Annotated in this window: 19 protein-coding genes and 1 pseudogene; 10 read left to right on the top strand and 10 right to left on the bottom strand. The window is 72.7% G+C overall.

Translation table 11 applies throughout. The annotated features are described in order from the left end of the window. Positions 1–431 precede the first annotated feature (431 nt). Positions 432–2,507 (top strand): elongation factor G, encoded by a 2,076-nt coding sequence (fusA, locus tag ACFY0D_RS05175; RefSeq protein WP_390797044.1) that lies wholly within the window; start codon positions 432–434, stop codon positions 2,505–2,507. Between the two features lie 228 nt (positions 2,508–2,735). Here fusA and ACFY0D_RS05170 read toward each other — a convergent pair whose 3' ends face one another. The 3 genes and pseudogenes from ACFY0D_RS05170 to ACFY0D_RS05160 form a co-directional block, all read right to left on the bottom strand. Next, on the bottom strand, positions 2,736–3,473 hold the full coding sequence (locus ACFY0D_RS05170; protein WP_390797403.1) for an SAM-dependent methyltransferase: 738 nt from the start codon (positions 3,471–3,473) through the stop codon (positions 2,736–2,738). Positions 3,474–3,491: 18 nt separating this feature from the next. Further along, a pseudogene (locus tag ACFY0D_RS05165) lies at positions 3,492–4,703 on the bottom strand (glycosyltransferase); the annotation flags it as partial. A gap of 112 nt (positions 4,704–4,815) precedes the next feature. Next, positions 4,816–5,457: a hemerythrin domain-containing protein gene (locus tag ACFY0D_RS05160; RefSeq protein WP_390797043.1), complete on the bottom strand. Its 642-nt coding sequence runs from the start codon at positions 5,455–5,457 to the stop codon at positions 4,816–4,818. A 241-nt stretch (positions 5,458–5,698) separates the two neighbouring features. On the opposite strand from ACFY0D_RS05160, the gene ACFY0D_RS05155 reads away from it, so the two are divergent. The 8 genes from ACFY0D_RS05155 to ACFY0D_RS05120 all read left to right on the top strand — a co-directional run bounded on the left by ACFY0D_RS05155 (position 5,699) and on the right by ACFY0D_RS05120 (position 14,736). Beyond that, positions 5,699–6,592 (top strand): LysR family transcriptional regulator, encoded by an 894-nt coding sequence (locus ACFY0D_RS05155; protein ID WP_390797042.1) that lies wholly within the window; start codon positions 5,699–5,701, stop codon positions 6,590–6,592. Positions 6,593–6,822: 230 nt separating this feature from the next. Beyond that, positions 6,823–7,365 (top strand): FABP family protein, encoded by a 543-nt coding sequence (locus tag ACFY0D_RS05150; RefSeq protein WP_390797041.1) that lies wholly within the window; start codon positions 6,823–6,825, stop codon positions 7,363–7,365. A 130-nt stretch (positions 7,366–7,495) separates the two neighbouring features. Then, a complete protein-coding gene (locus ACFY0D_RS05145; protein ID WP_390797040.1) occupies positions 7,496–8,284 on the top strand; it encodes a polysaccharide deacetylase family protein in 789 nt (262 codons plus the stop codon). 88 nt (positions 8,285–8,372) lie between these two features. After that, entirely contained in the window at positions 8,373–9,080 is a 708-nt protein-coding gene (locus tag ACFY0D_RS05140) for a DsbA family protein (RefSeq protein WP_390797039.1), read from the top strand. Between the two features lie 122 nt (positions 9,081–9,202). Continuing rightward, positions 9,203–10,096 (top strand): sigma-70 family RNA polymerase sigma factor, encoded by an 894-nt coding sequence (locus ACFY0D_RS05135; protein WP_390797038.1) that lies wholly within the window; start codon positions 9,203–9,205, stop codon positions 10,094–10,096. Between the two features lie 105 nt (positions 10,097–10,201). After that, positions 10,202–11,407, top strand: coding sequence for an NAD(P)/FAD-dependent oxidoreductase (locus tag ACFY0D_RS05130; RefSeq protein WP_390797037.1), 1,206 nt, complete (start codon positions 10,202–10,204; stop codon positions 11,405–11,407). A 504-nt stretch (positions 11,408–11,911) separates the two neighbouring features. After that, positions 11,912–13,984 (top strand): RICIN domain-containing protein, encoded by a 2,073-nt coding sequence (locus ACFY0D_RS05125; protein WP_390797036.1) that lies wholly within the window; start codon positions 11,912–11,914, stop codon positions 13,982–13,984. Between the two features lie 116 nt (positions 13,985–14,100). Continuing rightward, positions 14,101–14,736: a hypothetical protein gene (locus tag ACFY0D_RS05120; protein ID WP_390797035.1), complete on the top strand. Its 636-nt coding sequence runs from the start codon at positions 14,101–14,103 to the stop codon at positions 14,734–14,736. A 109-nt stretch (positions 14,737–14,845) separates the two neighbouring features. Here the strand turns inward: ACFY0D_RS05120 and ACFY0D_RS05115 are convergent, their stop codons facing one another. Further along, positions 14,846–15,730: a RimK family alpha-L-glutamate ligase gene (locus tag ACFY0D_RS05115; RefSeq protein ID WP_390797034.1), complete on the bottom strand. Its 885-nt coding sequence runs from the start codon at positions 15,728–15,730 to the stop codon at positions 14,846–14,848. Positions 15,731–15,999: 269 nt separating this feature from the next. Here ACFY0D_RS05115 and ACFY0D_RS05110 point away from each other — a divergent pair, with 269 nt between their 5' ends. Next, a complete protein-coding gene (locus ACFY0D_RS05110; protein ID WP_390797402.1) occupies positions 16,000–16,887 on the top strand; it encodes an endonuclease/exonuclease/phosphatase family protein in 888 nt (295 codons plus the stop codon). Here ACFY0D_RS05110 and ACFY0D_RS05105 read toward each other — a convergent pair. From ACFY0D_RS05105 to ACFY0D_RS05080, 6 genes are all read right to left on the bottom strand, one after another. Then, positions 16,882–17,850 (bottom strand): NAD(P)-dependent alcohol dehydrogenase, encoded by a 969-nt coding sequence (locus ACFY0D_RS05105; RefSeq protein ID WP_390797033.1) that lies wholly within the window; start codon positions 17,848–17,850, stop codon positions 16,882–16,884. The two genes, ACFY0D_RS05110 and ACFY0D_RS05105, sit on opposite strands and share 6 nt — an antisense overlap. Continuing rightward, complete coding sequence (locus ACFY0D_RS05100) at positions 17,847–18,050, bottom strand: helix-turn-helix transcriptional regulator (RefSeq protein ID WP_308431139.1); 204 nt, start codon at positions 18,048–18,050, stop codon at positions 17,847–17,849. Before ACFY0D_RS05100 ends, ACFY0D_RS05105 begins: the two co-directional genes overlap by 4 nt. 23 nt (positions 18,051–18,073) lie before the next feature. Next, the gene (locus tag ACFY0D_RS05095; RefSeq protein ID WP_390797032.1) at positions 18,074–18,502 is read right to left on the bottom strand and encodes a hypothetical protein; all 429 of its coding nucleotides are present in this window, start codon (positions 18,500–18,502) and stop codon (positions 18,074–18,076) included. Positions 18,503–18,670: 168 nt separating this feature from the next. Then, a complete protein-coding gene (locus ACFY0D_RS05090) occupies positions 18,671–19,414 on the bottom strand; it encodes an SOS response-associated peptidase (protein ID WP_390797031.1) in 744 nt (247 codons plus the stop codon). Between the two features lie 37 nt (positions 19,415–19,451). Continuing rightward, positions 19,452–21,413 (bottom strand): helix-turn-helix domain-containing protein, encoded by a 1,962-nt coding sequence (locus tag ACFY0D_RS05085; RefSeq protein WP_390797030.1) that lies wholly within the window; start codon positions 21,411–21,413, stop codon positions 19,452–19,454. A gap of 91 nt (positions 21,414–21,504) precedes the next feature. Then, complete coding sequence (locus ACFY0D_RS05080) at positions 21,505–22,896, bottom strand: MFS transporter (RefSeq protein WP_390797029.1); 1,392 nt, start codon at positions 22,894–22,896, stop codon at positions 21,505–21,507. Between the last annotated feature and the right edge of the window lie 62 nt (positions 22,897–22,958).

Here is a 22,958-nt window from a genome sequence, read left to right as displayed (position 1 = left end):
CTCTCGCCCGCCCGTGGACGGCGCGGGAAAACCCGGTGCCCCGGCAGGACGCGATCACTAGACTCGCCGTACGCGCTGCCGACAGGGCACCGCGCGCCTGATGCCGAGTGAAGAGAAGGGGAGCCGCGCCATGTGCACGTACCGCACCGCCGCCTTCGCTCCCCCGACCCGGTACGACGTGATCCCCGTGTCTCGCAGCGGGCGGTGCCGGCTGCGCGGCCGTCACCGTATGCCCGTGACCCACTTCTAGGGTTCCGTCCCCTCCTGCCTTCCGTACACCCGTATGCCCGTGGGCCCGTACGTCCTCCTGTCCGGACTCGTTCCGGACGGGTCGGCGACGCCGCTCTGCGCTGCGGCTGCCCGGACGGGCCGGGGCGAATGCGGGGAATCGCGCCGCCCTCTTCCTCAGCACACTCGAAAGGCCTCGGGCCATGCGCGCCAACAGGCAGCCCCGCACCACGACTTTCCCCGCCGCCGTCCGCAACCTGGGCATCCTCGCCCACGTCGACGCCGGCAAGACCACCATCACCGAACGGATCCTCTTCGCGACCGGTGCCATCCACCAGCGCGGCGAGGTCCACCACGGCACCACCGTCACCGACTACGACCCCCAGGAACGCGATCGCGGCATCACCATCTTCGCCGCGGCCGTGAGCTGCGCCTGGGGCGGTCATCGCGTCAACCTGATCGACACCCCGGGTCACGTCGACTTCTCCGACGAGGTCGAACGTTCCCTGCGGGTGCTGGACGGGGCGGTCGCGGTGTTCGACGCCGTCGCCGGGGTCGAGCCGCAGAGCGAGACGGTGTGGCGGCAGGCCGACCGGCACGGTGTGCCGCGGATCGCGTTCGTCAACAAGCTGGACCGGGCGGGCGCCGACCTCGACACGGCGGTCGCGTCGATCCGCGAGCGCCTGGGGGTCGTTCCGCTGGTGGTACAGCTGCCCATCGGAACGGAGGGCTCGTTCTCCGGCGTCGTCGACCTGCTGGCGATGCGCTCGCTGCACTGGCGGTCCGGATCCGACGGCTACCAGGAGGGCCCGGTCCCCGAGCCGCTGCGGGAGGAGGCGGCCCGGCGCCGCCGGCTCCTGGAGGAGACGGTGGCGGAGCTGCACGCCGACGCCCTGGAGGAGTTCTGCTCGGCATCGGCCCTGACGGATCGGACCCTGGTCCGCGCCTTGCGGGAGCTGACGCTGCGCGGGGACGGTGTCGTGGTGCTGTGCGGATCGGCATACCGCAACCGCGGGATCGAGCCGCTGCTGGACGCGGTCCTCGCGTACCTGCCGTCGCCTTCCGACATGCCTCCGGTACGGGGGCTGGTGAAGGACGGCGCGGAGCAGGAGCGCGCCCCCGACCCGGCGGAGCCGTTCACCGCGCTCGCCTTCAAGGTGACGGCCACGGCGACCGGGCGGCTCACGTACCTGCGGGTCTACGCGGGCACCCTGCGCAAGGGCGCGACGGTACTGGACGCGGCCACGGGCCGTACGGAGCGGGTCGGCCGGATCCTGCGGGTCCAGGCCGACCGGCACGAGGAACGGGAGGAGGCGGTGGCCGGCGACATCGTCGCGGTGATCGGGCTGAAGGCCGCCCGGGCGGGCACGACCCTGTGCGCGCCGGGCGCCCCGCTGGTCCTCGAACCGCCTTCGGTGGCCGAGCCGGTGGTGTCGGTCGCGGTCGAGGCCCGGCGGGGCAGCGACACGGGCCGGCTCTCGGCGGCGCTCGCCCGGCTCGCCGAGGAGGACCCGTCGCTGGTGGTGCGGTCCGACCCGGAGAGCGGCCAGACCGTACTGTCGGGCATGGGCGAGCTGCACCTGGAGGTCGCGGTGGAGAAGATCCGCAGCGGTCACGGGGTGGAGGTCGTCGTCGGCCGGCCGCAGGTCTCCTACCGGGAGACCGTCGTGCGCGGGGTCAGCGGCCTCGTCCACCGGCACGTCAAACAGGACGGTGGTGCGGGCCAGTTCGCCCACGTCGTCCTCGACGTCGAGCCGCTGGAGGAGCCCTGCTTCGAGTTCCGGTCGACGGTCGTCGGCGGACGGGTCCCGCAGGAGTACGCGCGCGCCGTGGAAGCCGGCTGCCGGGACGCGCTCGCCGAGGGCCCCCTCGGCGGGTTCCCGGTGACGGGGCTGCGGGTCACGCTCACCGACGGGGCGACCCACTCCAAGGACTCCTCGGAGATGGCGTTCCGCGCGGCGGGCCGGTTCGGGCTGCGCGAGGCCCTGCGCCTGAGCACGATGGAGGTCCTGGAACCGCTCGCCGAGGTCACGGTGACGGTTCCGGAGGACGGTGTCGGGGGCGTTCTGGGTGATCTCGCGGCCCGCCGCGGCCGGGTCTCCGGTTCCACGGCCGAGGCCGGGACCGCCGTGGTCACGGCGGCCGTGCCGCTGGCCGAGCTGTTCGGCTACGCGTCCCGGCTGCGCGGCCGGACGCAGGGGCGGGGCACCTTCACCACCCGGCCGGCCGGTCTCGCACCGGTCCCGGCCTCGGTCGCGGGGACCCTGCAGGTCCGTTGAGACCGGCCGGGTGGCCGCCGGACGACCGTCCGACGGCCACCCGGCCACCCGGCCGCCCCGTCCCCGTTCGCCGGGGGCGGGGCGGCCTCCTGGGCGAACCAGGCCGGGGATCCGCCGAACGGTACATCCTCTCGATGTCCGAGAATGTGCAGCGCCGAGCGGGAGATCATCCGCGCCGGGCCCTGCTCGACGCATGGCCTTGCCGGCCTTGCCGGCCGCCCTCCGCGATCATTCCGAGGTTCGGCGCAGGACCAGGCAGAGGAAGCCGAAGCTGTCCCGGTACCCGTGCAGCCACTCCGAACGCGCGGCGTCGGCCGTCTCCAGCGCCTGTGCGGACCCCGGATCGTCAGGGTGGTCCAGGGCCCATGCGGCCAGCGAGCCCCAGCAGGCCCACTCGTAGGCGTCCAGCTCGCTTCGGGTGCTGACATGGGCGTGGACAGGGGTCCATCCGTCGGCGACGACGTGGTCCACCGTGGTCGCCAGGTCGGCGAGTTCACCGAACATCTCGACGGCCTCAGGCGAAGGGGCGCGGTCCCAGAACGACTCGCCGATCAGCACGCGGCCCCCGGGAGCCAGGTGTTCGCGGGCCGCGGCGAGGGTGGGGAGAAGCCCGCCGAAGGCATGCGCGGCCCCGACGCTGATCACGAGATCGAACGGCTGCGGGGAGACGAAGTCCGCGGCCTCCTGACGGTGGAGGACCAGCCGCTCGTCCACCCCGCGTTCGCCCGCTGCCCGGCGGGCCTGCGTCAGGGAGACTTCGGACACGTCGACGCCCTCGGCGTGCAGGTGCGGGCGCGTCGCCAGGGCGCGCAGAAGCCATTCCGCCGTGCCGCATCCGAGGTCGAGCACGCGCTCGTCGCCCCGCGGGAGGCCGTGTTCGAGCAGCCGGCTGACCGAGTCGTCGGCGAGCGGAGACTTGATCGGGTGGTCGGCATGGGCGATCGCGGAGATCTGCTCGCGGCTCATCGGCGCGGTGTGCCCCGCGTCGAGGAGCAGCTTCGCGGCCACCGCCGTGCCATCGGTGCTGATCGCGGCGGCCACGGCCTTCGCCCGGCTGCCGACTTCCGGGTCCAGGGCTGTCCTGAGCGCGGCCGACAGGGACTGGACGGTCGGAACCGGGCCGTCGTGGGCCACGCCGATGCCCAGTTCGGCCACGCGGCCGGCCCAGTACGGCTGGTCCGCCAGCTGGGGTACCACCACCTGCGGGGCGCCGGCCCGGGCGGCCGTCGTCGTGGTGCCCGCGCCGCCGTGGTGCACGACGGCGGCCACCCGGCGGAACAGTGCCTGCTGGTTGACCTCGCCGACGGCGAAGCAGTCGTCCCCGTCGTCGATCAGGGCCAGGTCCGCCCAGCCACGCCCGACGAGTACGCGGCGACCCTGCGCGCGGACCGCTTCGATCGCGGCCTGGGCGACGTCCTCGGCGTTGCGCACGGGAATGCTGCCGAAGCCCACGTACACCGGTGGCGTGCCGGCATCCAGGAACGCCACCAGATCGGCCGGGAGCGGGCGTTCGTCCGGCCGTATCCACGCGCCGGTCTGCACCACTTCGAGGTCCGCCGGCTCCTGCCACGGGCTCAGGACCGGGTCCGCGGCCAGCCACGGCCGGTCGGTGAGGACGTAGTCGCGGAAGTGGTCCACCGGGGGCAGGCCGATCGACGCCCGGTGGGTGTTGAGCCCCACGCCGAAGAGTACGTTCATGTTCTCGATGTCCAGGTCCCACAGCGCCTGGTTGTCGGTCACTTCCGGCGGGAACGGCCGGCCCGGCCGCTCGAACGGGGCGTGGTGCGGCGACGGCAGATAGGTCGGGAAGTAGGCCACGAACGTGTAGGGGATACCCAGCTTCTCGGCTGCCAGCCGCGCACCGGCCGCGGCCGGGAGCAGGCCGGTCGCCACCATCACGTCACACCCCTCGGCCGCCGGGGCGACCGCTTCGTACGTCATGGCGAGCAGCGCGGCCGCGCGCTCGGGCAGTCCCGCCGCCGGCATCGGCGTCTTGCCGGTCACCGCCCCCTTCACGATCTCACGCACCGGCGAGCCGATCGGCACCAGCGGCAGGCCGACGCCGTCGAGGAAGTCCGCGAAGTCCGGTGGCGCGCACACCCGTACGTCCGCGCCGAGCGCCCGCAGCTGCACCCCGAGTCCCGCCATCGGCTCGATGTCCCCGCGCGATCCGTACGCCATCAACAGCACACGCATGTGGTGATTCTCATTTCCGTAGATCCTGATTTCTGGATTCGTCTGCACGACCCCGGTCATGCCGCAGGCCCCGGCTTTCGTGGTCGAGGCGGTCGTACGTGATGAGGCCGCGTCAGACCGTGGTGCCCGGACTCCAGCGGTCCAGATCGGCGTACGCCGGGATCCACCGGGCGGTGCAGGCGGCGTAGGCGGGTGCGGGCAGCCGGGCGAGGAGCCTCGCCGCCGTCGGTTCGTCGGCGCCGTCCAGCAGCCACGGCAGCAGCAGCGGTGCGTCCTGGTCGATGTACCGGGCCTGGACCCGGCTGAAGTCGCCCCACTCCTCGGCCGTCAGCACCCGCTGAACGAGCGGGAGCACCGTTCCCTCCTCGTGCGCGAGGTGGCCTGCCAGGCCGCGGGTCAGCGCGTCGGCGAGCTGGCCCAGCCGCAGCGAGTCGGCGCCGGGGTCGGTCAGCGCGCCGTCGATGGCCCGGATCACCGTGGCGATGGCGGCGTGTTCGGCCTCCATGACCTCCAGCAGCGCCAGGTCCTTCGGCCGGTCGGCCAGGTTCCGCCGCAGCGACGGCCACAGCGCGTCGTCCTCGGCCGTGTGGTGGGCATGGAGAGCCTTCTTGAACAGCGTCCATCCGGCAGTCGTGGCCAGCACCTGCCCCGGGTCATGGTCCGCGGCGGTGGTGAGCCGGTCCAGATGGGCCAGTTCCCGGCGCAGGGCGTCGTGCATCGCGTACATCTCGGTCAGGTCGATGGCGTCCCTCATGAGCGGATCGAAAGCGTTCCGGCGTGCTCACCGGTCACTGCCCTGACGTGGCTGAAGGCACGACGCGCCGATGACGGGACGAAGGCGCCGACGGGGTACCTCATCGCGTCCGACCGTACGCACGGGGGTTTGTGCACGCGTGACTGCATGCCTCAAAGATCTTCCGGCCCGCGCGTATGATCAAGGAACACTTGTGCGCGGTTCGATAACCGCCAGGTTATCGACGAAGGGCCGTGGGCCGGTGGAGCTGCGGGACATCGAGATCTTCCTGGTGCTGGCCGAGGAGCTGCATTTCGGCCGGACCGCACAGCGGCTGCACGTCTCCCAGGCGCGCGTCAGCCAGGCCATCAAGAAGCAGGAACGGCGCATCGGCGCCGAGCTGTTCGCCCGTACCAGCCGCACGGTGCGCCTGACGGAGGTCGGCCGCCAGTTCCGCGACGATCTGCAACCGGTCTACGCGGGCCTGCACGAATCCCTGGAACGCGCCCAGCTGGCGGCCCGCGGCATCACCGCACAGCTCCGCGTCAGCCTGATGCCCTTCAACGTCGTCGATCTGCACCCCTATTGGAAGGCGTTCCGCGCACGGTATCCGCACTGGGGACTGCGGGTCCGTCAGGCGACCTTCACCGATGTGTTCGGCCAGCTCCGCAACGGTGCGATGGACGTCGTGGTCGCCTGGTTGCCGGTGGAGGAACCGGACTTCACCGTCGGGCCGGTCCTGTGCACCGACTCGCGGATCCTCGCCGTCGCCGCCGACCACCGGCTCGCGGGGCGGGACTCGGTACCACTGGAGCTGCTCGCCGACTTCCCGCACGGCACTGCCCACGGCCTGCCGGACTACTGGGAGGACAGCTACCTGCCCTTCCACACCCCACGAGGCCGCCCGATCGAGCGCATCACATCCGCGGCCTCGGACAACGCCGATCAACTGATCAACCACGTCGGCATGGGCGAGATCATCCACACCTTCCCCGGCCATGTCACCAGGCACTGGGGCATGCCGAACATCCGATGGCTTCCCCTCCCCGACATGGCCGCCCTGCACTTCGTCCTGGTCTGGCGGACCGAAGCCGAGAACGACCTCGTCCGCGCCCTGGCCGACACGGTGCGAGACCTCGGCGTGTTCCGCTTCTGACGAGACGTGCGGGGTGGTCGTCGGGGCCGCGCCGCCCTGACCGCGGCCGGCTTCACCCTGACCGCGGGAACGACCGTCTTCCTCTTGTTCCACGCCACAGGCTGCGACGGCCGCTGAACGGGCTGGTCCGGCACATGGGGGTGGGGCATGGCGAACGAGTCCCGGGCACAGGGGGTGCGCAGCCTCTAAGCTGCGGGATTCGGCGGTACTCGCAGACAGACAAGGTGAACATGTTCGAGCCGGTGCAGGAAAATCCCTACCCTGACAGCCACGTCCTCGGCGAGGGCCCCGAGCCGCACCCGCTGCTGCGGCCCGTACTGCCCCTGCTGGGACGCTGGCACGGCCGGGGGCAGGGCGAGTACCCGACCCTTGAGAAGGACTTCCGCTACGAGCAGGAGATCACCTTCAGCCACGACGGCCGCCCCTTCCTGCGCTACGAGGCACGCGCGTGGCTGATCGACGGGTCCGGGGCGCCGGTGCGGCCGGCGGGCCGTGAGGCCGGGTGGTGGCGGGTGACTCCCGACGCCGCGCTGGAGGTCGTGCTCGCCCACCCGACGGGCATCGTGGAGACGTACGTCGGGCGGGTGTCCGGTGCGGAGTTCGAGATCGAGACCAAGGACGTGGCGCTGACCCCGCTCGCCAAGGAGGTCACCGGCACACGGCGGCACTACACGGTCGGGGACGGCGAGATGACGGTCGTCCACGACATGGCCGCCGTGGGACAGCCCCTGCAGCACCACCTCACGACGCACCTGCGGCGGCGCCCGTCGTAGGTGGCGGCTGCGGGAGATCACCCGGGTGCCCCGGCACGGGCTGCGGGTACTGCGGCCCGCTCCGTCGCACACTCGGTGGCAGGCCGGAGCCGAAGGCCGTGACCGTAGGGAGTGACCGACCGTGGTGGATGTGGAACGACGCTCCGCCCTGGCGGGCCTGCTGTGCGCGGGGTTCGCGGGGCTCGCCGGGTCCGGGCCCTCCTCCCCGGCCGCGGCCGCGCCCGGGCCGGGGCGCACCGCCCGGGCCGCCGCCGGTCCCCGCCCGCCGGCGGCGCTGCTGGGCGACGAGATCCGCCGGCTGCCCACCTCCCGGAAGGTCCTGGCCCTCACCTTCAACGCCGCCTGGGACGTCGACGGGATCGACACGGTGCTGGCCGAACTGCGCCGGCGAAAGCTGCCCGCGACCTTCTTCCCGACCGGCACGTTCGCCGAGGCACACCCCGCGGCGGTGCGCTCCATCGCGGACGCGGGGCACGGCCTCGGCAACCACTCGTACAGCCACCCCTACTTCGACGACCTCAGCACCACCGAGCGGGCGGACGAGGTACGCGGGGCCGACGCGGCCATCCGGGCGGCGTCCGGGACCGAGCCCCTGCCGTTCTTCCGGTTCCCCTACAGTTCCACCACCCCGGAGTCCATCACCGACGTCAACGACCTGGGCTACGCGGCGATCGAGTTCAGCGCCGACACGAACGGCTACCTCGGCCCGCAGGGCGGCATGAGTGTGGACAAGGCCGTCAAACGGGCCGTGGACGCCTTCGCTCCCGGGGCGATCATCCAGATGCACGTCGGCAGCAACGGTTCCGGCGTCGTCCTCGACGCCGAGGCCCTTCCTCTGATCGTCGACGCCGCCCTGGCCGAGGGCTACGAGGTCATCGACCTGCGCCAGTTCCTCGAAGCCGCGGCGGGGGTCCGCTGACGGCCGGTCGGCGGGCGGAGAATACCGGTGCGCGCCGGGGCCGCCGACCACGTACTGTCTCCCTGTCGATCACGGGGAGAGGGCATACATGCAGGTCGGATCCCGACGTGGCTTCCTGGTCGCGGCGGCGGCCCTCACCGCCTCGGCGTCCGTCGGCGCCTGCCGCAGCAGGAACGACGGAAGCGGCGACCCGCTCGACGTCTCGGCGAGCGCGCATCTGCCCGCCGCCCCGGAATCCCTGGCCGCCGACGGCACCACCATCGTGCTCGGCGACCCCGGCGCACCCCTCGCCGTCCGGCTGTACGAGGACATGAGCTGCCCGGCCTGCGCCGAGTTCGAGACGGAGGGGACCGCCCCGTACCTGAAGCGCGCGGCCCGCAACGGCGCACTGCAGCTGCAGTTCACGCTGGGGTCCTTCCTCGGCCCGGGATCGAAGTTCGCGGCGAACGCCCTGCGCGCCGCGCTCGATCAGAACAGGTTCGCCGACTACCACGACCTGCTGTACCGCCAACAGAGCAGGGTGCGGAAGTCCGGGGGCTTCACCCGGGACCTGTTGCTGGGCATGGCCATCATGATTCCGGGCCTGCGCGGCCCGGAGTTCGACGCGGCGGTGCTGGAGACGAAACACCGGGAGTTCGTCGAGGCCGCCGACGAGGTGCTCCGTACGTCACCCGTCCTGGGAACCCCTGCCATGGCGATCGGCGGAGCCTTCGTCCCGTCGGACCGCCACGAGCTCTACACCGACCGCAGCCGCCTCTACCGGCACCTCAAGAAGGCGGCCCGGGCCGACTGGTAGGCGAGACCGCTGCCGCGGATGAGGCCGCCGGCTCCCCAACCCCTGGGCAGGCGACGCCCGTTGCGCGGTCCGGGTTATGGTCCGACTCGGCACTGACGGATCGGAACACGGGGATGTGACGGGTGAGCGAGAAGGAAGTTCTGGCGCAGCGCTTCGAAGAGCACCGCTCCCACCTGCGGGCGGTGGCCTACCGGATGCTGGGCTCGCTCAGTGAGGCGGAGGACGCCGTACAGGAGGCCTGGTTCAAGCTCAACCGCTCCGACACGGCCGCGGTGGAGAACCTGGGCGGCTGGCTGACCACCGTGGTCGGCCGGGTGTGTCTGGACATGCTGCGCTCGCGCGGCACGCGGCGCGAGGATCCGCTGCACGACCAGGACGGGCAGGTCCGCCTTCCCGACCCGATCGTCAGCCGCGCGGACGGGCTCGACCCCGAGCAGGAGATCCTGCTGGCCGACTCGGTTGGCATCGCCCTGATGATCGTCCTGGACACGCTCGCCCCCGCCGAGCGGCTGGCCTTCGTCCTGCACGACCTGTTCGCCGTGCCCTTCGACGAGATCGCCCCCGTGCTCGGGCGTTCCGCCGCCACGACCCGGCAGCTCGCGAGCCGGGCCCGGCGCCGCGTCCAGGGCGCGGCGCCGGCTCCGGACCCCGACCGGGCCCGCCTGCGCGGCATCGTCGACGCCTTCCTCGCCGCCTCGCGCGGCGGGGACTTCGACGCGCTCGTCGCGGTCCTCGACCCCGATGTGGTGGCCCGCTCCGACGGCGGCACGCTGCGTCCCACGCTGCTGCGGCGCGGCGCGGCCGAGGTCGCCTCGCAGGCGATCACCTTCGCGCGGTTCGCCGAGGCGGCTCACGCGGCGCTGGTCAACGGGGTCCCCGGGGTGGTCGCGATGGCGGAGGGCCGGGCGCTGTCGGTCATGGCGTTCACCATCCGGGACGGCAGGATCACCGCGCTCGACATCCTCACCGACCCCGAGCGCCTGGCACGCATCGACCTGAGCGTCCTCGACGGCTGAGCCGCCATCGGGCCGCCCTGTGGAGTGATCCGCCTCACACCCCGTCACAACCCGGGACCGTGCGGTGTCTTGATGTCGAACCCGTCAAGAAGAAGGAGAAACACCATGACGCAGCACACCGAAGTGGTCGTGATCGGCGGCGGATACGCAGGTGTCATGGCGGCCAACCGCCTGACGCAGCGCGGCGGCGTGAGGGTGACCCTGATCAACCCGCGTGCGACGTTCGTCGAGCGGATCCGCCTGCACCAGCTGGCGGCCGGGACCGACGACGCGGTCGTCGAGTACCGCGAGGTCCTGGCCGAGGGCGTCCGGCTGGTCGTGGACACGGTGACGCGGATCAACGCCCCGGAGCGCAGCGTGGCGCTGGGGACCGGCGCCGCGCTCGGCTACGACTACCTCGTCTACGCGGTGGGCAGTGGCAGCGCCGACCCGCGCGTGCCCGGGGCCGCCGAGTTCGCCTACCCGATCACCACCCTGGAGGAGGCGCAGCGGCTGCGGCCGGTCCTCGACGCAGCGGCCCCCACGGCGGCGGTGACGGTGGTCGGGGCGGGGCCGACGGGGATCGAGGCCGCCGCCGAGCTGGCGGAGCAGGGCCGCCGCGTGACCCTGGTCTGCGGTGGGGTGCTCGGCCCCTACCTGCACGGCCGGGGCCGCCGCTCGGTCGCCGGGCGGCTGGCCGGGCTCGGGGTGACCGTGCTGGACGGCCCCGGGACGAGGGTGACTGCGGTGACCCGGGATGCGGTGGAGCTCGGTGACGGCCGCGAGGTGCCGAGCGAGGTGACCATCTGGACCGCCGGCTTCGGCGTGCCGGACCTGGCCGTGCGCAGCGGTCTGAGCACGGACGCCCTGGGCCGCCTACTCACGGACGAGACGCTGACGAGCGTGGACGACGTACGCGTCGTCGCGGCGGGCGACTCGGCGGCGCCGTCGGACCTGCCGCTGCGGATGAGCTGCCAGGCCGCGATGCCGCTGGGCGCGCGGGCCGCCGACACGGTGCTCAGCCGGATCGACGGCGAGCAGCCCTCGACCCTGAACCAGGTGTTCGCCGGACAGTGCATCAGCCTGGGCCGACGCGCCGGCATCTTCCAGTTCGCCCACAAGAACGACGTGGCGCTGTGGTTCCACATCGCCGGCCGGACCGGGGCGAAGGTCAAGGAGCTTGTCTGCAAGGGCACCGTCAAGCACCTGGCCGACGAGGCGCGCAAGCCTGGCGCGTACGGCTTGCACCGCGTCTCGGGAGGGGACCAGCGCGGGCGGCGGCTGCGGGCCGAGCTCGGCGAGACGGCGGCCACCGCCGCACGGTCGGTCTGACCACGCCCTGCCCACTCTTGACCGATGCTCGGCTCCGGGGCCGTCTCCGTGGGCGACGGCGACGGCGGCCAGGCAGGCCGCGGCCCGCGCGATCGCGATCCGCCGGCACCGGGTCGCGGTGCCCGACGAGCCCTCCCGGACGAACTCCCCGGCCCCGAACCGCCTTCCGCGGCGCTCCGGCACGCGCCGCGGCCGCCGCACCTCACGGGTCGTGACCGAGGGAATTCAGCAGGTAGCAATTAGATGAATTCCTGACTGAATTCCCGTCAACAAGCCTCCGGTTCATATCTCGATTTGATAACAACCCATCCGGAAAGGACTGGACCATTGGGGCGCGACGCGCGTAACTCTCCTTATTTCATTGCGAGTTGACTGTTCGTCAAATCAGACCGACAGGTAACGGAATGATTTCTCGGGGCGCGCCCCCGTTTGTCCGAATTCTCCTCCGCATTCGTCTGGCAGGCTTCCGCGCACCCAGTCTTCCGACAATGATTTGAGGTGCCCATGACAGGACGTCGCAGACGGCCTGCCGCCGCCGACCACCGCCGCAAACCCCGGCGGTTGATACTCGTCACCGCCGCCACGGCAGCGGCGGGGCTGATAGCCGCAGGCATCGCGTACTCCGGGATCGGCGACGGCGCCCAGGCGACGGCTCCCGTGGTGGAGGCCGCCGCCGAAGCACCGGCCGCCGCACCGGCCCGTGACCAGGAGCCGGATCCGATCGCCGCCGCGCCCGCCAACGAGACCGCGAGCGGCATGATCTACGACGGCCTCCAGGCCGCGCCGAAGGGCGACCGGTGCGTGGGTGTCTACCGCACCGACACCGGGCTGTGCACCCACGGCCCCGACGCCCCGCCCAAGGGCGTCGACATCACGAAGGACATCGAGCCCGCCGTCAAGGAGACGGCTCCGGCGGCCGATCCGGCCCGCCCCGCGGCCGATGACCCGGCGAGCAAGGAAGGCGGCGGGCGTCCTCAGGACGCGCCCGCGGCCGACGCGTCGACGGCCACCAAGGCCTCCGCACCCGAACCCGCGGCCGGCGCCGCGGCCGGCGGCCAGAACGTCGCCGCCGGCCCCGCCGGTCAGACCGTCCAGTGCGACGGCGACGGCAGCACCGGCAACCGCGTGCAGGTCGTCTACGTCCACGCACCGGGCAAGGACCGCTACTCCGAGTACGTCGCCTCGTTCCGCAAGTGGGCCGCCGACGCCGACCTCATCTACTCGGCGAGCGCCCAGGAGACCGGCGGAGTACGTCACATCCGCTATGTGACGGCCTCCGACTGCACCCCCACCGTGCTCAACATCGAGCTCCCGGCCTCGGCTCTCGCCGAGTTCAGCGCGACCAACAACGCGCTCGCCGGCAAGGGCCTCGACCGTCGCGACCGCAAGTACATGATCTTCGCCGACACCCAGGTCTACTGCGGCATCGGCACCTTCGCGGGCGACGAGCGGCCCGGCCAGGCCAACCAGAGCAACTTCGGTCCCTCCTACGGGCGTACCGACTCCGGCTGCTGGGGCGGGCACACCGCCGCGCACGAACTCGGACACAACCTGGGCGCGGTCAACAACAGCGCCCCGAACACCAGCCGTGGCGCGCACTGCACCGACGAGTACGACGTCATGTGCTACTCGGACACCCCGTACTACCCGCAGATGCGCAATGTCTGCACCAACCAGGCTGCCGAGAACATCCTGGACTGCAACCACGACGACTACTTCCACACCAGTCCCAAGGCCGGAAGCTACCTGGCCACGCACTGGAACATCGCGGACAACCAGTTCCTGATGAAGAGCAAGGGCGGCGGTGGCGGCACGGACCCGGGTCCGAACCCCTCCCCGACGCCCACCAAGAAGCCCTCGCCGACGCCGACCAAGAAGCCCTCCGGCGGACCGGCCGTGACGGCGGGCCAGATCCAGTCCGACTCGGTCGTCGTGAGCTGGCCCAAGGTCGACGGCGCCTCCTGGTACGCGGTGCAGCTCAACGGCAAGCACCTGACATGGGTCCAGTCCCAGGTGCTCCGCATCTACAACCTGCAGCCCAACACCGCCTACAAGGTCACCGTCTCGGTCCGCGACAGCTCCGGCCGTGACAGCGGACCCGGCAAGGCCGCGTCCTTCCGTACGACGGGAGCGGGTGGCGGCACCACCACCCCGGGCGCCAAGTACGTGCTCGGCAACGGCAGCAGTGGCATGGCCGCGGAGCTGTGGGGCGGCCGCACCGCCGACGGCACCGTCCTCGTGGGCGGCCGCACCAACGGGTACGCCCAGCAGCAGTGGTACTTCGACGACGCGGGCAACGGTCAGGTGCGGATCAAGTCCGCGGCCTCCGGCAAGTGCCTCCAGCCGGGCGGCACCCCCGCCGCGGGCATGTGGGTCGCACAGCAGCCCTGTGGCAACGGCAACGGCGCGCAGGCCTGGAAGCTGACGTCCCGAGGTGGCGCGGTGACCGTGACGGACGCGAGCGGCGGCTTCGCCCTCACCGTCAGCAACCGCCCCTACTACGGGTACTGGCTGCTCGACCTCCAGCGTGCCGACGGCCGCGCGACGCAGGCCTGGACCCTGCAGAAGTCCGGCTGATCACCGTCATGGCGCAGCACAGCCTGACGCCCTGACGGCGTGAACCCACCCCGGCGGAGGGCCGCACCGAGCGGCCGTCCGCCGGTACCCCTCATCTTGACCGGAGCACCCCGACGATGCGCATACGAATCGTTTTCTCGGCCGCCCTGGCCGCACTCGGCCTCATGTTCCTGCTCCCCACCGCGGCCCACGCCCACGGTGACACCGTGAAGGTGGTGGTGACCGGGCAACGGGAGGGTCACGTCACCGCCGACGTCACCTGGGAGAACGACGGGGACGCGGTGGACGAGACCGTCGCCGCGACCGTGAACGCGGTCAGCGTCGACGGCTCCCGCACCATGGGGCCCTGGCGCCTGGTGCGCGATCCCGCCGCGGCGCCGGCGGGCTGGACCACGGCCGAGGCGCTGCCGCCGGGTTCGTGGAAGGTCAGCGTCGACGTGGGCTTCCCGGCCCTGGGGCACGGCGAACTCGAAGTGGGCGTACCCGTGGTGGACCCGGCTCCGGTCGCTCCGGCCCCGGTCGCCTCCGCGGCGGCTCCCGCCCCGTCGTCCGCCGCGCCCGTGTCCTCGGCGGCCTCCCCCGCCGCGGCTCCGGCCGCCTCCACGGCGCAGGCCGCGGAACCGGCCGCCGACACCGAGGGGTACGCCGTCTGGTGGACGACGGCGGGTGTGGCCGTGACCGCCGTGGCGGGCGCGGCCGTGGGTCTCCTGCTCCGCCGCCGCCGGCGCATGCGGCTCGACCGTCTCAACTAGCCCAGGTCCGGGCGAGTTCCCGAAGCCCCGGTCACGGGGGGCCGGAGCGCCAGGGGGTGTCTTGTCGATCGGGCCCGGCCCGAACGGCACGGCACCCCCTGCGCCGTGTCTACCGGCCCGTGGCCACCGCGGCGGCGACCGCCTCGGCGAAGCGCTCCAGCCCCTGCGGGTTGATGCTCAGGAACAGGTTCGGCTCGATGAGTTCCAGCTCCATGACCACGGGTTCCCTGGCCCCGTTCAACGCCAGGTCCACCCGGGCGAACAGGAGGTCGCCCGGGGCGGGAACCGCGGCCAGCGCCGCCCGTGCCGTACGAAGCTCCGCCTCCGACGGCCGGTAGGGGGCGGCACCGGGGTGCGGCACCCTGAAGTTGTCGATCAGCCCCGCCTCCGTCAGCAGGGCCTCCTTGCGGATCGCGTGGCTGAAGGTACCGCCGAAGAAGATCAGCGCCCGCTCCCCCTCCTCCACCAGCGGCAGGTACGGCTGGACGATCGTGGTGCGGCCCTGCTCCAGCAGCATCCGCGCGTGGCGCTCGGCGTCGGCCCGGCGGCCGGGCTCGTAGCGCGCGGTGTCCCGTGCGCCCGAGGAGACGGCCGGCTTGACCACCACCCCGTGCGGCCCGTCGAAGTCCGCCGCGTCGCAGGGCCCGCCCGGTTCGAGGACTCTGGTCGGTACGACCGGGACTCCGCGCTCGGCAAGCTCCAGCAGATAGCGCTTGTCGCTGTTCCAGCGCACCAGCGGCGCCGGATTCCACAGCCGGGTGACCTTGGCCGTCGCGTCCGCCCAGGCCAGGAACTGCGCCAGCCGGTCCGCGTAGTCCCAGGTCGAACGGATGACCGCGAGGTCGTAGCCGTCCCATCCCGGCGCGTCCGCGTCCCAGGCCACCGCCTGCGCGGACAGGCCCGCGGCGCGCAACGCCGCCAGGATCAGCGGGAGATCCGCGTCCTGGTCGGCACCGCCCTGGCTCGTCACGACCGCGATCCTCGCCGTACCCATACGCGTCTCCCGTCCTCACGCCTCGGACCGCCCGGTGCGGCCGCGACCCCGGACGATCACTCTTCCACACCCGCCGTGACGGGAACCCGGCCGCCCGGTCGTGCGTCGTATCCGAGGTGGAAGACGGTCCGAGGCAGACAGGTGGGGCTCCGGTGGCGGTGGACGTGGCGGGGAGCAGCGCGCGGCGCACCGCCCGGTGGCGCCGGGGCACCGATGCCCGGGGCCGTACGCCCTGGACGCGCGGGCGTGTTCCCGCGGCGCTCGCCGTACTGAGCGCCGCGCTCCTGGTGTTCCACTCCGCCGTCCCCAATGCGGCGGGCCGGCTCGGCAGTGCGCTGGAGGCCTTCCTGCCCTGGCTGGGCCTCGCGGTCCCGGTCCTCCTCGTCTCGGCCCTGGTGCGCCGCTCGTTCACCGCGCTGGTGGCCGCGCTGCTGCCCGCGGCCGCGTGGGCGGGCCTCTTCGGCGGGCTGCTGCTGCCCGCGGACCGTGGCCCGCACGACATCACGGCCCTCCAGCACAATGTGAGTGACGAGAATCCGGACCCCACGGGCACCGCGCGCGCCCTGATCGGGTCCGCGCCGGATCTCATCGCCCTGGAGGAGCTCACGCCCTCCGCGCTGCCGGCCTACGAGGCGGCGCTGGCGCCCGCGTACCCGTACCACGCGGTCGAGGGCACGGTCGGCCTCTGGTCGAGACACCCGCTCACCGACGTACGCCGTGTGGACATCCGGCCCACGGGCATCGGGGAGGGCTGGAACCGTGGCCTGCGGTGCGGTGTGCGCACGCCCCGGGGCGAGATCGCGGTGTACGTGGCGCACCTGCCCTCGGTCCGCTTCCGGGTGAGCGGTTTCGGCTCCGGCCCGCGGGACGAGAGCGCGCGGCTGCTGGGCGCGGCCGTCGCCGCCGAGCAGCTGGAGCGGGTGATCCTGCTGGGTGACCTCAACAGCACGGTGGACGACCGTGGGCTCGCCCCGCTGACCTCCCGGTTGAGCGCGCCTCGGCGGGGGCTCGCCCTCAGCTGGCCCGCGGCCCTCCCGGTCGCCCGGATCGACCAGATCCTGACCCGCGGGGCGGCCGCCGCCGAGGTCCGGACGCTGCCCGCCACCGGCAGCGATCACCTGCCGGTCGCCGCCCGCATCAGGCTGGACGCCTCATAGCCGGATGGCGATCTTGCCGCGCACCTGGCCGTCCCGCAGGTAGCGGATGGCGTCGGGTACCTCGGCCAGCGGGTAGGTCCGGTCGACGGCGGGGGTCACCTTGCCGGCCTCGATGAGCTCGGTGAGGGCTTCGAGGTCGCGGTGGCGCACCAGGGTTCCGTGCGCGCGCAGCCGGTGGCCGACGAAGGGCGACAGCATCATCGCGCCCAGCTGCCGCTCGTTGCCGCCGATCCAGTTGCCGCCGCCTTCCCCGCCGACGATGACGAGGGTCCCGCGGGGGGTGAGGGCGTTGCGCAGCCGGGCGATGGGGCGGTTGCCCGCGATGTCCAGGATGGCGTCGTAGCGGCGGCTGCCGTCGACGGGGTCCTGCCGCGTGTAGTCGAGGACCTCGTCGGCGCCGAGGGAGCGGACCAGGTCGGTCTTGGTGGTGCTGCACACTCCGGTGACGTGGGCGCCGTAGGCCTTGGCCACCTGTACGGCGAAGCTGCCCACGCCGCCCGAGGCGCCGAGGACGAGGACGCTCTGGCCGGCCTCGACCTTTCCGCTGTCCCGTACGGCGCCGAGGGCGGTGCACGCGGAGACGGGCACGGTCGCGGCCTGTTCGAAGCTGAGGGAGGCCGGCTTGGGTGCGAGGCTGTTCTCCTTGGCGCGGGCGTACTCGGCGAACGACCCGGAGCAGTTGCCGTACACCTCGTCGCCCGGCCGGAAGCGGGTGACCTCGGGGCCGACGGCTTCGACCACCCCCGCGACGTCCATGCCGCGGACGCGCGTCCTGGGTGTCCGCAGGCCCGACACGGCGCGGACCGCGTAGGGCAGGCCCGCCATGAGGTGCCAGACGCCCTGGTCGACGCCGGCCGCGTGAACCCGTACGAGGACCTCGCCCCGGCCCGGCTCCGGCCGGTCCATCTCTTCGATGCGCAGGACCTCGGGCGGTCCGTAGACGTCCTGGACTATGGCCTTCATGCGTCGTCTCCCTCGGTGGAGGTGTACTGGAACACGGTGTCGAGCGGTACGGCGAACACGCGTGCGATCTCGAACGCCTTCTCCAGGGAAGGCGAGTAGCGGCCCTGCTCGATGGCGATGACGGTCTGTCGGGTCACGCCGATCCGGCGGGCGAGCTCGGCCTGGGTCATCTCGCCGTTGGCGAAGCGCAGGGCCCGGATGCTGTTGGTGACCCGGGTGGGCCTCACCACGGGTGGAAGCCCAGCCGGTACGAGGCGATCTTCGCGGTCGACGCGAGCAGCGCCGACAGGACGAATCCGAGGTAGATCGCGTTGGCGATCCAGAACGGGTCCGCCTCGGCCATCGCCAGGATCATCCCGGCCACGGCGCCGATCGCGACGAACGACTGGCCGATGTGCTCACCGAACTGGTGGATCTCCCGGTCGCGCTGGTCCTTGACCTTGCCCTCCTCGGGCGAGAGCAGCGCCACGGTGATGTGGAGCGCGATCGAGGCGACGATCGCCGCGCCGACCGTCCACAGCAGCGCGGCCGCGTAGGGCTGCTGGGTCAGGGGCCCGCTCCCGGACCGCCCGAGAATGACGGCCAGATACGCCCCGTACGACACCACCGTCACCACGATCATGATCCACGCGCGTTTCTCCTCGACTGCCACTGCCACTCCCATGTAAAGAAAACCCGACATCGATAGTGTCAAGGAATCAGGACACGGTGTCAATATTTCTTTACCTCGCCGGGCAGCGGCCCGCCGCCGCGGGCCTGCGGCCGACGGCTGGAGCCGGTTCCAGGAGTTGCTTCTCCCGCCCCGGGGCGGGAGATGTCCTCAGCGACCCGGGGCGGGGGGTGCTTCGAGGAGTTCGGGCCCGTTGTTGCGCACGCTGTTGACCGCGGTCGACACGGCGCGGACGTCGAGCCGGCCGCCCGCGGGAGCGGCGAGCAGGGCGCGCAGTGCGTCCGGGTCCTGGTGGGACGGGTCGAGCCAGGCCTCGTAGTCCGCCGGGGCGAGCGCGAGCGGCATCCGGGGGTGGACCCGGCCGGCGGCGTCGGTGGCCTCGGTGGTGATGATGGTGCAGGTCGCCCACCACGCCGCCGGATCGTCGTCGGCGGTGACGGCGGGGTCGCGCCAGAACTCGTACAGCCCGGCCATCGCCATCACGTCACCGTCCTCGGGACGGATGAAGTACGGCTGCTTGTAGGCCTTCACGGAACCGGAGGCAGGCACGGGCTCCCACTCGTAGAACCCGTCGGCGGGCAGCAGGCACCTGCGCTTGGCGAAGGCGCGCCGGTAGGCCGGCTTCTCGTGCACCGTCTCCACCCGCGCATTGATCATCTTCGCCTCGCCGGACAGGCTCTTGGACCACGAGGGCACCAGCCCCCACCGCAAGGGGCGCAGTTGCCGCTCCAGTACCCCGCTCTCCCGGTCGGCGCGCTCCAGAACCGCCCACACGGCATCGGTGGGGGCGACGTTCCAGCTCGGCTCCAGCACGTGCCCCGGATCCGGGGGCGTGGCCTGGAAGAGACCGGACAGGTCCTCGGGACTGCGGGTGGAAGCGTAACGGCCGCACATACCGTCCACCCTGCCAGCTGAACCGGGTCCGCGCAGGCTACGCCGCGAAGTCGCCCGGGCCGGGGCCGTCGTGGCGGTTCACCTGATGGATGCGCAGCGCGAGTTGGAGCTCCAGCGCCCGCTCCGGGCGCTGCCAGTCACGGCCGAGCAGGCTGCCGATGCGGTCCAGGCGCTGCACGACGGTGTTGACGTGCACGTGGAGGGCCTCGGCGGCCCGGGACTGGCTCGCGCCCGTGTCGAAGTAGGACCGCAGCGTGTGGATGAGGTCGGTGCCGCGCTTCGCGTCGTACGCGAGCACGGGGCCCAGGGTCTGCCGTACGTAACCGCCCAGATCCGTCTGGTCGCCGAGCAGCACGCCGAGGAAGCCCAGGTCGTGGAGGGCGGCGCCGGTGCCTTCGCGGCCCAGGGCGCGCAGCGCGGTCCGGCAGCGGCGGGCCTCGGCGCAGGCGTCGGCGAACTCCGCGGGACCGGTGACCGGACCGGCGGCTCCGACGGTGACGGGACCGGCGAGGACCTGGCGCAGCTCGTTCGCGAGACTCGCGGCGGCGGGGCCGGAGGCGGGTGCATCCGCGGGGCAGACCAGGACGACATCCTCGTGGTGCAGTCCGGCGAGTCCCTTGCGGGCCTGGGCGATGCGGGCGGCGGCCGCCAGCAGCCGGGGCCGGGGCACGGCCCCGGTGTGCAGGACGAACACCGCGTGCGGCTGGCCCAGGTTCATACCGAGCCGGCGGGCCCGCGCCGACAGTCCGGCCGGGTCGCCGGCCCGGGTGAGCAGGTCGCCCAGCAGTTCGCCCCGTATCCGGTCCTCGGTCTCGGCGACCGAACGGCGCAGGAGCAGCAGCAGGGCGGTGACCAGGCTGGCGCGCTCGAAGAGGCGGCGGTCGGCGTCGTCGAGGTCGGAGCGGCCGGTCAGGGCGATGCTGCCGAGCAGTTCCTGCCCGGCGAGGACCGCGCACACCCAGGTTCCGTGGACGAAGACGGCGCGTCCGCCGGCTCGCGAGGCGGCGACGGCCTCGGCGGACGGGGGCCGCGGGTCGGTGCCCGCCCGGGCGAGCTCGGCCCCCTCGGCGTCGTGGACGAGGGTGCCGCCCTGCAGGACGGTGCCGATGGCGGTGGCCACGTCGGTGACGTCACCGCCGCGCAGCACCAGGTCGGTGAGCCGGTCGTGGGCGTCCTCGGCCCGGCGCATGGCCTCGCTGTGCGCCTCGATGGTCCGCGAGGCCGCGTTGAGGTCGACCAGTGCGGTGCGCGTCTCGTCCAGCAGGCGGGCGCCGTCGATCGCGATGGCGGCGTGGTCGGCCAGGGAGGACAGCAGGGCGACCTCGTCGGGCGTGAAGGTGCGGGCGGTGCGGTCGGCCGCGTAGAGGACGCCGATCACCCCGGTGCCCAGGCGCAGCGGTACGCCGAGGATGGCCCGTAGGCCCTCCTCGGCGACGGCGCTGTCGATCGTCGTGGTGTGTCTGAAGCGCTGGTCGTCGCGGTAGTCGCCGGTGGAGTACGGGCGGGACGTCTTCGCGACAAGTCCGCCCAGCCCCTCCCCCATCCCGAGGCGCACGCGCTGGAAGGCGGCGGAGACCGAGCCGTCGGTCACCCGCATGTAGGTGTCGCCCGCCTCCTCGTCGTTGAGGGACAGGTACGTCACGTCCGTACCGAGGAGCAGCTTGGCCCGGTGGACGATCGCCTTCAGCACGGCGTCCGGTTCCCTGAGCCGGGCGAGGTCGCCGGCGGTGTCGAAGAGGGCGGCGAGCTCCGCCTCGCGGCGGCGGTGCTGGCTGAGGGTGCGGCGGATGCGGAGCGCGACACGGGTCGCGTCCACGATCGCCGCCGCGTCCGCGGCCGCCTCCGCACCGGCTTCCGCGTCGGGGAGTTCACCGTCCTGGAACGCCTCGGCGGGTGCGCCCTGGTCCAGCAGGTCCAGGAGGGTGCGCAGCCGCAGCAGCGCGCCGGCGCCGGTGCCGGCGCCGGCGCCGGTGCTCCCGCTGTCTTGGGTGGTGGGCATCGGGTGCTCTCCGTGATGCTCGACGCGGACGGGGGCGGCACCGTTCGATCCGGTGCCGCCCGCGCTCAGCAGGCCCGCAAGGCCCGGAAGGTCAGTTGTCGGCAGGCACCGGGTCGTGCCCGGCCCGACGGGCGGCCGGGACCGGTGCGCCTGCCGGGGTGTGTTCCCGGGCCAGGCTACGCCCGCGGGTCTCCTTGGCCACCAGGACGGTCAGCGTGGTGACCGCCGCCGCCGTGGCGAGATAGACGGAGACGGGCAGGGACGAGTCGTAGTCGCGCAGCAGGGCCACGGCGATGATCGGTGCGAGCGCGCCGCCGATGATGGAGGCCAGCTGGGACCCCATCGAGGCGCCGGAGTAACGGACCTCGGTGTCGAACATCTCGGAGATGAAGGCCGCCTGCGGTCCGTACATCGCGCCGTGCAGGAGCAGTCCGACGGTCACGGCCGCGGCGATCACCGGGAAGGACTTGGAGTCCAGCAGCGCGAAGAACGCGAACGCCCAGCCGATCATGCCCACCGAGCCGAAGAGGGTGACGGCGCGGCGCCCGATGCGGTCGGAGAGGGCGCCCCAGGCCGGGATGGCCACGAAGTGGACGGCGGAGCCGACGAGTACGGCGTTCAGGCCGTCGCTCTTGGGCAGCCCGAGGTGGCTGGTGACGTAGACGAGGAGGAAGGCGGTGATGACGTAGTACGAGATGTTCTCGCCGAGGCGGGTGCCGATCGCGGTCAGGACCCCGCGCCAGTTCGTACGGAACACCTCGGCCACGGGCGGCTTGGCCTTGGCCCCGGCGGCGGCCCGCTCCGCGGCCCTGGCCTGCGCCTCCAGGAAGACCGGGGACTCCGAGACGGACATCCGGATCCACAGGCCGATCATGACCAGCACCCCGGAGAGCAGGAACGGGATCCTCCAGCCCCAGGCGAGGAAGGCCGCGTCGGACTGTACGGCGGCCAGGACGGCGAGCACCCCGGTGGCCAGCAGATTGCCTCCGGGCGCGCCGGCCTGCGGCCAGGAAGCCCAGAAGCCGCGGCTCTTGTCGTCCCCGTGCTCGGAGACGAGCAGCACCGCCCCGCCCCACTCGCCGCCGAGCGCGAACCCCTGGATCAGGCGCAGGAGGGTGAGGAGGATCGGGGCGCCGACGCCGATGCTCGCGTGGGTGGGCAGCAGGCCCATGGCGAAGGTGGCTCCGCCCATGAGGAGCAGGCTGAGGACGAGGAGCTGCTTGCGGCCGATCTTGTCCCCGTAGTGGCCGAAGACCAGCCCACCCAGCGGGCGGGCCGCAAAGCCGATCGCATAGGTCAGGAAGGCGAGGAGGGTACCGACCAGGGGCTCGCTGCCGGGAAAGAACAGCTCGTTGAAGACCAGTGCGGCGGCCGAGCCGTAGAGGAAGAAGTCGTACCACTCGATGGTGGTCCCGATGAGGCTGGCGGCGACGATTCTCCGGATGCCGGACGGGGCCGGTGCGGCCGTTGCGGGGGAGGTCATGGACACCACTTCCGGGGGTGGGCGGGGACATCGTTGTGTCGCCACACCATAGGAACGCGCAG

It is taken from the genome of Streptomyces sp. NPDC001502 (genome assembly GCF_042894785.1).
Taxonomy (GTDB): Bacteria; Actinomycetota; Actinomycetes; order Streptomycetales; family Streptomycetaceae; genus Streptomyces; species Streptomyces kutzneri.
The sequence above is the reverse complement of the archived record's forward strand: the minus strand, read 5'-3'. Positions and strand labels throughout refer to the sequence as shown.